The organism is Roseiconus nitratireducens (assembly GCF_008629675.1).
GTDB classification, from domain to species: Bacteria; Planctomycetota; Planctomycetia; order Pirellulales; family Pirellulaceae; genus Stieleria; species Stieleria nitratireducens.
Map to the genome: position 1 here is coordinate 391,396 of NZ_VWOX01000006.1, position 13,617 is coordinate 405,012.

Consider the following 13,617-nt stretch of genomic DNA (forward strand, 5'->3'; position numbering starts at 1 on the left):
CATCTCCCCGGCGGCACATCGGGCTGTGCCGCCGTTCTTGGCGTATCGGACCGCATCGATCGCCGGCCGCACGGCCGGCGTTGAGGTCCAGCAGGGGTTGCGCAACCACTTTCCCCCGGCATTTAGCGGTATCGGAGTTTCAGCAACTCGCGAGTCGTTACGACCGGCGCATTCGCACCGACCGAGACGCGTGCGATGCGTCACCATCGGATCATCGCGGCCGATCGACGAGCCGCCGGCAAAGCGCTCCTAGGGTTCAGCGACCTTTTTTCGCGCTCCCAGCTTTGTAGAACGCCCGCTATGTCTTCCGCGCCCATCCCCTGGAAACATGTTCGCAACGTTCTGATCTTATTCGCCCCCCTGTGGGTCGGGGCCATCCTGCTGTTCGGCACCATCGGCGTCACCTATTCGCTCCTGTCACCCGACATCTACTGTGCGCGTCAGCCGCTTGTGGTTCGCGACGAAGCCGGCAGCACGGTCGACCGGTTGGGACGATTCGCCAGCCAGACGGAATTGAAGGCGGCCCAGGAAACGATTCTGGAAATGGCTCAGAACCGGGAGGTGGTGGCCGCAGCGCTCCGCCAGATTGGTCCCCCGGACGACGATTCCGCCCCCAATTGGCCGTCCATTCGCGACATTGACGAAACCATCAAGGAGTCGGTCAACATTCTTGCGCCCCAGGGTGCCGAGTTCGGGAACACGGAAGTGGTGTACCTGCAGGTTCAAGCCGAAGGCCCGGAACGTTCGATCGCTTTCTGCCGCGCGATGTTCGACAACCTGACGAAACACCTTCGTGATGTCCGCCGCGTGCGGGCCGACAGCGTGATCGTGGAACTCTCCCACGCTCGCGATTTGGCACGCCTCAATCTGGCTTCCGCGTCGGATCAAATGCAAGCGATGGAAAGCCGATTCGGTGCGGATCTGGCCGAGCTCCGGAATCTGAATGACAAGTTCAGCGGCGAAGGGTCGAACCGCCGCGCGCTTGAAGAAACCCAACAACAACTCCAACAAGCCGAATTGGAACTGGACAAGCTGGAATCGCTGCATCGCTTGCTGGTCGCCGGAGCCGAAGATCCACAAAACCTGCTGATCAGCGGTGGCGACCTGCTCAACAGCCAACCCTCTCTGCAACGCTTGAAAGACGGGTTGATCGACGCGCAGCTGAAATCCAGCCAACTGTCAGGCATCTACACCTTGGAGAACCCGAAACGCAAAGCAGCGATTGCGACGGAGCAGGAGATTCGCGAACGAATCATCCTGGAAACGCAATCGGTCATCGCTTCGATGCAACCCATGTTGCAGTTGCAACGAGCTCAAGTTGCGAAGCTGACCACCAAGAAAGACCAGCTTGCCCATCGACTGGAAGCCCTGGCGGAGGCTCGCGTGAGCTACGCCAAAGTTGACGCTGAACTGAAACAGCGCACCGAGCAGCTTGCCGCCGCGGAACAACGCCTGGCGGAGGCCAATGCCAGCCGATCGGCCGCCATGGCAACCAGCCTGGTCTCCCAATTGGGCCCCCCGCAGGTCTCCGACCGCCCCGTGGGTCCGGGGACCGCGACGATGACCTTCGGTTCGATGATGGCCGGATTGATCTTCGGCTTGGGAACCGTCTTCCTGGTGGCTCCGGCACCGATCCAGGCGCATGGTCGCAGACGATGGAACGACCATCTTGAAGGCCATAACCGCAGGGCATCCGACCGAATTCGGCTGGCCGAGAAGCAACGTCGACGCGCGTCCGATGCTCTTCCGTCCCAAAACGCCCCCGGCAGCTCCGACGGAGCACCGATCGAAGCTCGCTAGATCGATGGACCAACGAAATAGTTGCGGTCGGGATTCGTATCGGGTTCAGGAAACCACGCTGCCAATTGTGCCGCTTGCCTTGCGGTCAGCCAACGCGCGGGCAACAGCAACCGTTCCTTTCCGTCGCCCCCGACCAGAAGCAACCCCGTGATCGACCAGCGAAAATGCTCCAGGGCGGCATCATGGTAGGCATAGCAAACACGGTAGGGTGCGGCCGCCACAGCGACGCATTTCGGACTGAGCGACCAATAGAATTCACCGATCGAACTTCGCCCCAGAATCCATTGCCAGCCGCCGGCGATGAAAACCACGACCCCGATGGCTAAGGCCACCAACGCTCCGTTCTCGCGACCGACTTGCTGATCGCGGATGGCATAACCACGGGGGAATGCCATGGCACGGGATGAAAGTGACATTCCAATCCCGATGGCAACCGCCAGCAATACGGCAGCCAGCACCAAGCAACAGGCGACACCCAGTTTTCGCCAACGCGCCCTCGGGGTGCCCGCGAAGTCGCGTTCGGAAAGTTCGCCGCGAATCTCCATCGTGTTTTGAAGCGACATCAATTCGCGGATGGCGGCGATGGGTTCTCGATTGATTGCTGGGGCTTCGTCGCCGTCAATGATGTCGCTATCCATCACCGGCACCGGCAACGTTGCAAACGGCATCGTGACCATCGTCGTTGCCCCCGCGCGGCGACAGCCATGAGAGGACAACTTCGCCGCCACGGCGGCATGGGGACCATCGACGGCGATGAAATCATTGCTCAACCAACCGGCGACCGGTCCCGCAAAGCCCGGATAATACAACCAGAACCGCGACGACGGTCCAGACAAACTACTTAGCGCCCAACCGGACAGCAATCCGATGCCGACCGGAACCGCAATCATCGCCAAAGCCAACGAGGTCACACTGACGAATGCAGCGGCGATCGCCGCTGCGACAGCGAGGACGAAAAACAGCGTGTTCGACCGCATCGATACCCGGCGTTGGTGGAGCCCTTCCCGCGACCAGTCGGAGCGGAACCGCATCAAGTCCTGGCCGGATTGCGTCCCGCCTTTTGATGGCTCCTCGGCTACCGGAGCCGGCGGCTGGTAGGGGTTCAGTCCGCTTTCCACATCCGCCACGTTGGACGGAGGTGCTTCCGAATCCGATTTGCCATTCGCTGTTGTCACGACCAACGAACCGTTGCAGCCAGTAAAGACGACGCCTGCCGATGGGCACCACTCACCTTACACTGCCAGCCGATGCAAATGGAACTCTTCGGATGAAAGATTGCTCTCGGCCAACTCGATCAGGTGTCGGTGGTGTGTGAACAGAATCACCTGAGTCCGCAGTGAAAGTTGGGCAAATCGCTTCATTGCCGCCACCGTTCGTTCGTCGTCCAACTGGATCAAGCAGTCATCAATCACGACCGGAACGGCTCGCCCCCCTTCCAACTGATGTTCCAACGATGCCAATCGCATCGCCAGGTAAAGCGCATCGGCGGTCCCCAAACTCATCGCTTCCACTGGCACGAGCGATTCCCCTTTACCTTCCTTCTGGATGCCGAACACGGTCGATCGGCCGCGATCATCGTATTCGGGTTTTAGCCCGACGTAGCGACCGCAGGTCAAGTCGCGAAACGCTTCGCACGCCAACTTCAGGACCGGGCTCTCGTGTTCACGCCGATAGTGATCGATCGACTGACGAAGTATCAAGGACGCGATCCGCAGTTTGGCGTACTGTTGAGCCTCGCGTTGGATCCGTCCGCTGATCAACTGAATCTCCTGATTCAGTTCGGCCGCCCGGTCACCGCCATCGATCGCATCCACCTCTCTCTTCAACCCACCGACCTGCCGTTGGGCTGCTTCACGACGCCGACGAAGGTCCGCAAGATCGGCCTGCAACCCCTCAATCTGTCGATCCAATTCGGCGGGATCTTGCGATTGAACCCGTTCGACGAAGGATTCCAGATTCTCGCCCCGGGCGATCAAAGTCAATTGCGCCTCGGCTTGGCGAACATCAGCCGCGGCCCGCAACTTTTCCTTCGCGCGACTTTCGATCTCGGGCAACGCCTCGGTTTGCTGCGTCCCCGCTTCGCGACACAACATCGACAATTCGCTGTCCGCGGCTGACAAGGTCGACGATTCGGTTCTCAACTCTTGTCGCAGCTCATCGCGTTCTCGCTCCAAGCGGCGATAATGCTCCGCTGCCGACTTGGCTTCCATCAATCGGCGATGCAACTCGCACGCGAGTTCCTCGCTGGATCCCGACGCCGTGATCGGAATTCCCAAGCGTTCTGCAAGCTGTGCGACTTGGTCCGCGTAGTTCGCATTGTCATCGTTGATGGACTCGATGCGGCCGATCAAAGCGTTGCGTTCCCTTCGCACCGCAAACATTTTCGAAATCTTCTTCAGACGCTTGGAAATCACCGCGGGACTGGAGTCCACTTTGCCGGAAAACGATTCGATCGCGTCCTTCCAGTCCCGGTCCCACTGTTCTCTTCTCTCGACACTCGTCTGGTGACGAGCCTCAGCTTTTGGAAGCTCCGCCGCGGTACGCTCACGCTGGTGTTTCAGTTCGATCAGGTTTTGCCGGACCTCGGACAGCTCCGCCCGCAGACGGTTCGCATGGTCGTGCAGTGCCTCCAACGTCATTTCGTCCAGGTTGATTCGTTCCGTCGAAACGCCCCCTGCCATCACCGGGCTGGAAACCTGGCTCTGTTCGATCACGGAAACCAACCGCGAAGCGGCGCGGCGGATCCGAGATTCGGCCGCCGTCAGTTGGTGACCGCACTGTTGCAGCTGTCGGTGCCGGTCCACCAAACTTTCGTGCGACGCCTTCCAGGCTCGCATCGCACGCGGCTCCTGGGCCGAAATGCCGCAGTTCTCCCAAAGCTCCTGCCAAGCCTGTTCCGCGTCGGAAAGCTCCTTGTCCCGACTTTCACACAGCTGCTCGCACGCGGCCAATTCCGCGGCAACGCTCTCCAGTGAACGCTCCACAGCCGCCCTCTCCGCGACTTGCCGTTGATGCGACCGAATCCGATCGACCAGACGATCCGCCTGGCGGATCTCCCCGCGTGCCGCGCGAACCCTTTCGGGGAGCTGCTCCAGACGCTCGACGTCGGTCTCCAATGCGTCAACCGCGCGGTCGCGCAATTGCCTGGTCTCCTCCAACTCCTGCTCGGTGGGCAGGGGCAAATCGGATTGCAAACGCGACAGCTGATCCATCGCCTCCCGCTGGCGGTTCTGCAAATTCTGGCGTTGCGTGCGAGCGTCTTCGCAACCGCGTGTGCGTCGCGACAGAGACTCTTCGTGGCGCTCGATCCAGGCTTCCGGGGGAAGTTGAAGTTGAACAACTTCTTCCAACGCCATTGCCGGTAAGTTCAGCTGCGCCAACAACCCGGTGCATTCGGTTCGCAGCTCGTCCGACTGACGGGTGAGCTGTTCAGCCGTTTCCAGCAAAGCGGACGGCGCCCCAAGGTCCGCGAGAACGGCTTCGATCTGACCGGGATCGCGCTGGCTTGGAATCCGTTCCAGTTCGTCGTCCAGATCCGCCAATTGACGCCTCAGCGCCTGAACGTTTTCCGACGCGTCACGTTCTTCTTTACGCAACACTTCGTAGTCTCCGGCAAGCTCGTCCAGGCGGACTTGATCGGCATCACTGACGTGAAGTCTTTCGATGAGTGCATCAATCTGCTGGGCGTTCGACTGGTCAGGAACATCGATCTGAAGGTCGCGCAGGTACTCTCGCAGGTGACGATCATGATTGCGAACCACCCCCTGCAACTCCACTTGTTCGCGGCATGCGACCTGCCGTGCGGCGACGTTTTGGAAATGCGAGACGATCGGTTGTTCGTATTCAATCAATTCCCAGCGGACCGCATCCTCGTCCAGACCAAGCTCGACTTCGGCCAGCTTGCTCCGGAGCTGTTCGACACGCTGCCGGCCGGTGTCCCGTTTGATCATCGCCTCACGACGACGACCGGAAAAATCCTCGTCCAGATCGGGCGTTTCCCGCAATTCTTCCAGCCGTGCTTTTCCGGCTCGCCACGAGGGAACGATACGCAGGGCCTCGCGACAGGCCGACTGTCGTTCCAATTGACGTGAGATGTCGGCGATTTGCTCGTCCGCCTGGGTGGCAAGCTTTTCGGCGTCGGCAAGCTTCGTTCGCAGTTCGCGGTACTCTGCCGGAATCGTTTGCAAGGCACGGAGCTCTTTGCGTTTGTCATCCAACTGTTTGATTAGCTCGTTGATGAGCTTCTTCTTCCCGCGTTCCAAAAACAGCTCCTTACTCTCATTCTCCAGAGCCAGCTGGACCGCTTTCAGTTGCCCGACACCGGCTCCGGCGGCGAACAGGATTTCCCCCAATTCCCCCTTGCTGTCGACGACCGCCTGTCCGCCGGCGACCAATTCCGCGTGAGACAGCCCGAAGCGGTGACGAAAGGTCTCCAGGTCAATCCCACCAAGCATGTCCGCCAGCAAGTTTTCATCGACCGGCGTCTTGTCATCGGCACCGTGTAATTTCACTTTGCCGTTCTTGCGGCGGATGATTTCCAATGGCCCGTCGCGGTGATCAGATAGTTTTGCCCCCACGCGCAACTTGCTGTTGGCGTGGAGGTAACTGTCCGGAGTCCGTGTCGGTATCCCGAACAGCAATGATTCGATGGCCCGCAGGCACGTCGACTTGCCGGATTCGTTCGGTCCGTAAACCAGATGAAATCGATGGGGCGCCGCGGAGAGGTCCAATGAAACATCCGTGAATCGCCCGAATGCTCGCAGATCCAGCCGTTCAATAATCATGTTGCCTCCTGCGATCGATCGTGATGTTCGGCTGCGTCAGCCGCCTGATCTTCGGTCGGTTGCAGCCGCCCGAGGACATCGGCCGATGCGGCACTGAAAAGTTCTTCGATCCATTCCGGATCGGTCATCGGAAACGCGGCTTGCTCGGATTCACCGAGCAATTCCTTCGGCAGTTTTCTGCCCAGGGGATTGAGTTCGGCGCCGATCACCGAAGCCAAGTCGGACGATTGCCGTAGTTCCTCGACCACGTGGGCAAAACTTTCCAAAGGTCCCTCCATCTCGGCGCGGACACCGCCTTCGGCGGGCAACTTTGTCCGCACCTTGACATCTTCCAACCAAACCTGATCGGCGCCGAAGGCCACACTGATCGACTGCAGATCCGCTCGCAACGCAGCCTGGTGCTGGTGAAGTGACGCGTGCAGTCGCGTGGCGCCCTGCAATCGCACTCGGGCGACCAACAGTCGGCCGTCCGCGGAATCGATCTGCGTGGCCAGCCAACTTTGATACCGATCACAGATCTCGTCGCGATGTTTCAAGGGGCTGACGTCAATGGTGCACTGTTGCCAACGGACCACGTCCAGCGCATGAAATTCGTATCGGCATCGGTTCTTTGCATCGACTTCCAGCAGGAGACAACCTTTTGGCCCACTCTCGCGAATGTGCCGACCTTGAATGTTCCCGCTGAAGACGATCGGCGCGCCACCCTCCAAGGCGTAATCACCGCGTTGGTGAATATGCCCCAGCGCCCAGTAGTCGTATTGTTTGTCGGTCAACTGGGCCGCGGTGCAAGGTGCGTAGTGGGCATGGCCGGAATCGCCCTCCAGTCCCGTGTGCAGCAGTCCCAGGTTGAACATCCCGGTCACCGGCGGCGGGTACCGCTCGGCCAGGTTGGCACGCTCGGCACGAGAACGAAACGATTGTCCGTGGACCGCGAACCCCAGATCCTCGAACAGGCGTGTTTCCGGTTGCCCCGTTTGCAGAAAAATCTCGCTTCCGTCGGGGTTCTTTGGAAGCGGCAGGGAAGCCGTCATCTGATTGGCTGCGTCGTGGTTTCCTCGGATGACCAACAACGGGATTCCCGCACGCACCAATTTCGCGGCTTGGCCGACAAACGCCAATCCCGTGTTTTGATCGACCCAATCGCCGTCGTACAAGTCCCCGGCGATCACCACCAGATCCACCTGCTCTTCGATCGCCAAGCGAGTTAACGACTCCATCGCGCGACGTGTCGCCCCGCGGATCCGATCGACCGGCGCGTTTTCGTACTGGTCCAACTTTTGGAGCGGGCTATCCAAATGGATATCCGCCGCGTGCAAGATTCTACGATCACCCAAGGTTTTCTGTCCTCTCCTGCTCCCAATCGATCAATGACGCTGAACTTTGCACCGTCAATTCCGGCCCCGTTCAGTCGGCATCCACCAGCGTGGAACACCGGTTTCATACAGCAACGTTTCTTCGGCGCGACAATCTGCGTCGCAGTTCCAACCGCAGTACAACAACGCCGACGGTTTCTTGTCCTCCGGCTTGAACGGCGGAGCGACCAAATACAGCGCCTGTCGCGAGCGTGTCATGGCGACATACAGCAAACACAACGACTCCGTCATCCGCCCCGCGGTGTCCTCACCGAACGCACGACGCCACCGCGGATCCAGAAAATGCCATGCCTGGCTGGTCAGGTACCGCGACATTCCCCGCGGCGGCGCCACCAACTCCGGCCGATCAGCGACGCACAGGGGTGGCCGGCCGGACAATCCGCCATCAAGTTCCGGAAGAAACACGGCATCAAACTCCAGTCCCTTGGACTGATGCACGGTCATCACGCGGACCGCGGCGGCACGGGGACGTTCCACCCGCTTCTGCCGGACCATCCGCACAAAATCGCTCAGCCGCGGCGTCGCATTCGGCTCGTACGCGATCGCCAGTTGCACCAATTGTTTCAACCGCGTCGCATCGCGTTGGTCACACACCGGGGCAACCATCGCAGCCAACTGGTGGACGGCGCGGGCGATCCCCCACTCGGTGACGAGGTCCCGCACGTACCGCGCGTTCAGGGTCTCCGATGCGCCCAGCGGCGAATTGGCAACGTGGTAGGCCCAACGGCCGTCCGCCGGATGTTCGCTCATCATCAACGCCGACAGGACCAGTTCGACGGCAGCGGAATCCGTCAGCGGATTGCCGCCTTCCTGACTGACATCCACTTCCAGCTGTTCGAGCAGGTAGATCAGCTGTGCGACCGCTTGATTGGTCCGCGTCAAAACACCGACCGACTTCTCGGGGCAGGCGCGATGCAGTTCCGCGATGCGCTCCGCCGCCAAGCGAAAACAAGCCAGGTTTTTTTGGGCACTGTCGCGTCCCTCGATGGCCCGACAGGTTTCCATGCGAACGTAGCCGGGCAACGACGGATCCGAGGCGCTGTGCTTGGGGAATTGTTCGGTGAAAGCACGGATCGCACGCCCTTCGTCTACCGATTTGTCGGCGGAATCGCCATCTGCCTGGTCAGCCAGTGCGTGCCGCGAAAGGTGACCGAACGCCGCATTGACCGCGTCCATGATGATTGGACTGCTGCGAAAGCTGACATTCTGTTCCACGGTTTGGACGCCGGGCAACTGTTCGCACACCGCGTCAAAGATTTCCGCAACTCCGCCGCGCCATCCATAAATGGCTTGCTTCGTGTCACCGACGCAAAAGAATGATCGCCCGGCGGGTTCGTCAGGATCCCGGTTCCCGCTGGACTGCTCGCTCGACTGCTCGGCGGCCCGAACCGCAAACGGTCGCAAGACCTGCCATTGAGCCGGCGACGTGTCTTGAAATTCGTCCAACAGAACGTGGTCAATCGAACCATCCATGCGGCGGCTGAGCGTGGGGCCGTCGACGCCGGAGAATTGCCCCGCCAGTCGAACAGCGACATCGTCGAATCCCAACAACCGAAGTGATTGTTTCAGCTGCGTGGCATGACGGTCGTACAACGCCAACAACTCTCCGGTGGCGCCATTTTGCGCGGCCAACACCGCCAGCGTCGCGGATCTCGCCGCGGCGTACAGCGTGCCCAATGCTTCATCCAAGCCGTCGGGCAGCACGGAACGCCCCAGTTTGGTGACTTCGCCGGTGCGTCGCGCGGTCGCGTAGTTCTTGATCAACGTTTCGCAGGTCAACGAATCGAAGTCACGGGCGTCGAGCAGATCCGCCATTGCATCCAACTTCTTTCGGACGGTCTTTTGCGGAGGATCGCACTGCCGGAATGCCGCAGCGGCGCGACTGAGGATGACGTCGTCCGGCTGCGTCGGCGCCTGCAAATCATTCCAAGCCTCTTCGCCCGCTTGCCGGCTAAGGGTGTAGGCCCCGGAGACCACCTGCAACAGCTCCCAAGCCACCGACCGTTTGGTTTCACCCTTGCTGAGCATCGCCAACAAGGTCGACAACTCCGACGGCCCCAGCGACGACACGACCGCACCGACGGCCCGCTCCCTGAGCCACTCTTCTTCAATCTCATCGGTCAATCGCCAGGCAGGCGGCAACTGAAGCTCGAACGGAAACGCCTTGGCAAGTTGTGTGAACAAACTGTCAAGCGTGCAGATCCGAACTCGATGGATTTCCGAAACCAGTTTCTTCAGCAGTTGCAAACAGGCCCGGTTCGACAGGGAATCAATTCCCACTTGCTGCCGCAGAGTCTGCAGGGCCTCCGGTTGCTCGGGATCCGAGGCGGCCGCGAGAGACGACAGGATTCGATCCAGAATCTCGCCGGCGGCCTTCCGGGTGAAGGTGGTTGCCAACACGGTTTCGGGCGCCGCGCCCTGAAACAAAATCTGCAACAGCCGGCCGGTCAACCGATACGTCTTTCCGGTCCCCGCCGACGCGCGGACTACCAACGGCGGCAACGTCAAATCAGAAAAGACGTCCCCGGCGTTCTGGACACCTTCTGCTAGCTCCGTGCTCATTCGTCCTCTCCCTCGCCGGACACCATCGCTTCTTGCAACAGCCGGCTGGCGACGCCGGTCTGCAGGATCATCGCGTAGTCGTCATACAACACGCGACCGGTGGTCGGCGCGAAGTCACAGGCAAAAATGCGCCGCACACAATCTTCAATCAATTGCTTCGCTTCGTCCATCAGCGATTCGCCGAAGTCGGCCACGTTGACGCGAGTCTGCTCGGCTTTGTCACTGACATTAAAGTACCCCAATTGGACCTCGCGGGGGTCCGTGTCGATGCCCAAGGCGGGAATCATCTGGCGATACAGCGGCAGTTGCAGATCGATCCACCGGATTTGTCCGCTGGCCGGGTCAGTCCGAAGGTGTTTCTTTTCCGGTTTGTGTCCGTGGGTTTTGTAGTCCAGAATTGCCCACCGACCGGTCGCCGCGTGATAGTCAATTCGATCCAGGCGACCGTGCAACGGCATCCGCTGGCCGTCCACGGTAATCGCAGCGCCTTTGTCTCCGTCGACGATGGCTTCGGTGTCATAGATACGCCAGCCTTCCGCGATGCGCACGGCTTGCGCGGCTGCAACGTGGCGAAGCCGCAACTCGGCCTGACGGATCTGCAACCGGACGGCACTCTCGGTGTGCCGGCCGTAGCGTTTGGCCGCGTGCTCATTGAGGTGATGTCGCAGTGCTTCAAAGATCTTCTGTTCGTCCGCTTCGTCCTTTTGATCCGAGACCCCGAAGTTTTCCAACGCGGCATGGACAAGGTCACCGAACTGATTTGCCGCAAGCTCGCGAGCCGAGTCGTCGACCGGCTTCAACTTTAACACGTGCCGAAGATAGAAACGGAACGGACACTCCAGGTACATTTTAAAGGCCGTGACACTCATTCCACGCACCGGACAGGTATCCAGTGTTACCGTCGGAAGAGGCAATTCGGTGCGTTTCGGCGCCGCGTCCCAGCGGGAATCTTCGTCCGGGCCGCGATCGTGTGCGGATCGATGGGACAGAAGCCGAATGCGACGGGCAACGGTCTCCGGCCGCGCCGCGGCGACCAAACGGCTCGGCGGAGTCGGTGAACCGTCGGCGGCTGTCTTGCCGACCACGAAACAGATCTCCTTTCTGGATGACAGCATGACCTGCATCGCGAACACGTCGCGAGCGTAGCGCCGGTCGTTGTCGGACAATCGCAGTTTTGCCCGCAAAGATCCGGGCAGGAAGGGATCGCTGGTCACTGCGGAGGGGACAAACGGATGATTCAGCCCACACACCACCATCGCCGGAGAGTCGTCCAGCGGAAGATCCAGCCAACCGCGGATCTGCACATCCTCGGCGGATTTGTCCCTCCCCACGCGAGCCTCAGCCAGCCGTCCGATCAACATGCCCATGGCTGACGAAGCCGACACGGCAACGTCCAGCCGGGAACTCAGCCGGCTGAAACGTCCCAGCAACTCTCGCACGTTTTCCAACGCGACCGCCGTCAAAGCTTTGTCCCCGTTGTCCCCCGGTTCGTTGTCACGGGGTTTGCTCGTCACCATGCCATCATAAAGACGGTCCAGACAATGGAGCAAACTTTCGCACCAATCGGCGATCGGTCGAGCTGCCCGATCCGTTTGATCGACGGACAGGAATTCCGCCAGCCATTGGTCCACCCAGTCACGAACGCGCACCGCCGCGGGATAAGCATCGGCAATGCCACGGGGCAACGGATGATCCAGCGACACCGGGAGGTGTTCCGACCTTAGCCGGTCCAGGTCAATCAAGAAGTCGGATTCGACCGATTGCAACTGCAGTTGTTCGCTCGCAATTCGGTGGACGTCCGCGTGTCGGACCAGGGCCGCCAGCGCATCCCAACTGCGGCCGATCACCAAGCGACGAATGCATTCGATCAAACGCCCCACGGACGTCATGGAGACGTGCCAACCGATGTGCCGATACGTGCCGACCCCGTGGTCAAGCAGTTGCAACTCGATCGGCAAGACATGGGAGGGGTCCGTCACACCGATCGATACTTGATCAGGGGTGCGGTCAACCAAGCATTGTCGGACTCGACCGGACACGACCGATGCCGTGTCCGAAATGTCGGTCGCCGGAATCAGTTGGTCGTCTTCAATCGGCAACTCCCAATCCAGGAACGAAGACGTTTTGAATCGCCCCACCCAGTCGAATCGGTCCGACTGCTCGGGTGGCGCGGCGATGCAAGCGATCACCTCCCCGTCCAGCTGATTCAACAACTGGACGATTGACTCATTCAAATCGCTCGTGCCGACCAATGCGATCGGGCGGTCGCTGCGCACGCGGCCAGCCGAAATCGCTTGTCTCCGTTCAACCAGCGGATCGCTCAGCGAGGCCGAACGCAATTCCCGCAGGTAAGCATCGAAGAGACCCTGCAGCAGTTCCCAACGGTTCCGGTCGGCGTCGCTGTCGGCGGCATCGACAACTTCGGCAAAGGAGACTCCATTGCTGGCCAAATCCTCCGACAGCCGCCGCAGGGTGCTGCCCAGCTCGATCCAGGCTTCCAACGACTCTCCCTCCGGCAAGACCGGCAACAAAGGCCGCAACTCGATCGGATCACGTCGCCGCAACACCCGCGTCCAGGCCAGCGTCTGCTCGAACTCGATCGCCGGAGTGCGGGACGGTTCGTACAACCTTTCGGGCAACTCCCCCGCCGTGATGATCGTCGGAAGATTGCCACGATCGGATTCCGGAACCGCCGCCTGCAGCAGCTGGCGGAACCGCAGTCGGGATTGGGCCGACGGCAACACGCAAACCCAATCGGAGAGCCGCCAGCGATGCCCCTCTCCCGCCTGGGATGCCAGATGTTTCACGGCCGCGGGAAGCAACGGCGCATCCCACCCCAGAAACACCCGTTGGCAGGCGAAATCCGGAAACAATTCAAGCGACATTGGCGGGCGGCCGGTAGCGAACGGTGGGGAAAGTCGGCTGTCAGGTATCGCGCATTCGTGTGACACGTTTGGTCAATCGTATCGCGAAGGATGGATTTTCGTGACCCCGCACAGGCAGTTCAACCGCGCCAGCCGATTCGGCTGATACAGCCGGGCGAGACCGGAGAATCGTTAATGTCTTACCAAGCGGCATCCGATACGTAGACCATCGGA

6 protein-coding genes are annotated in these 13,617 nt (G+C 60.5%); 1 reads left to right on the top strand and 5 read right to left on the bottom strand.

Translation table 11 applies throughout. The features are described 5' to 3' along the window. Nucleotides 1-300: 300 nt before the first annotated feature. Nucleotides 301-1,800, top strand: coding sequence for a hypothetical protein (locus FYK55_RS13230; RefSeq protein WP_150076892.1), 1,500 nt, complete (start codon nt 301-303; stop codon nt 1,798-1,800). On the opposite strand, the gene FYK55_RS13235 is transcribed toward FYK55_RS13230, so the two are convergent. From FYK55_RS13235 to FYK55_RS13255, 5 genes are read right to left on the bottom strand one after another with little or no spacing between them, the layout of a single operon-like run. After that, entirely contained in the window at nt 1,797-2,975 is a 1,179-nt protein-coding gene (locus tag FYK55_RS13235; RefSeq protein ID WP_150076893.1) for a hypothetical protein, read from the bottom strand. The genes FYK55_RS13230 and FYK55_RS13235 overlap by 4 nt on opposite strands. A gap of 57 nt (nt 2,976-3,032) precedes the next feature. Then, entirely contained in the window at nt 3,033-6,584 is a 3,552-nt protein-coding gene (locus FYK55_RS13240) for a YhaN family protein (RefSeq protein WP_150076894.1), read from the bottom strand. Then, nucleotides 6,581-7,918 (bottom strand): metallophosphoesterase family protein, encoded by a 1,338-nt coding sequence (locus FYK55_RS13245; protein ID WP_150076895.1) that lies wholly within the window; start codon nt 7,916-7,918, stop codon nt 6,581-6,583. The genes FYK55_RS13240 and FYK55_RS13245 overlap by 4 nt, the downstream gene beginning before the upstream one ends. A 54-nt stretch (nt 7,919-7,972) precedes the next feature. Continuing rightward, nucleotides 7,973-10,519, bottom strand: a complete 2,547-nt coding sequence (locus tag FYK55_RS13250; protein ID WP_150076896.1) for a UvrD-helicase domain-containing protein — start codon at nt 10,517-10,519, stop codon at nt 7,973-7,975. Continuing rightward, nucleotides 10,516-13,404 (bottom strand): PD-(D/E)XK nuclease family protein, encoded by a 2,889-nt coding sequence (locus tag FYK55_RS13255; RefSeq protein ID WP_150076897.1) that lies wholly within the window; start codon nt 13,402-13,404, stop codon nt 10,516-10,518. The genes FYK55_RS13250 and FYK55_RS13255 overlap by 4 nt, the downstream gene beginning before the upstream one ends. Nucleotides 13,405-13,617: the final 213 nt, after the last annotated feature.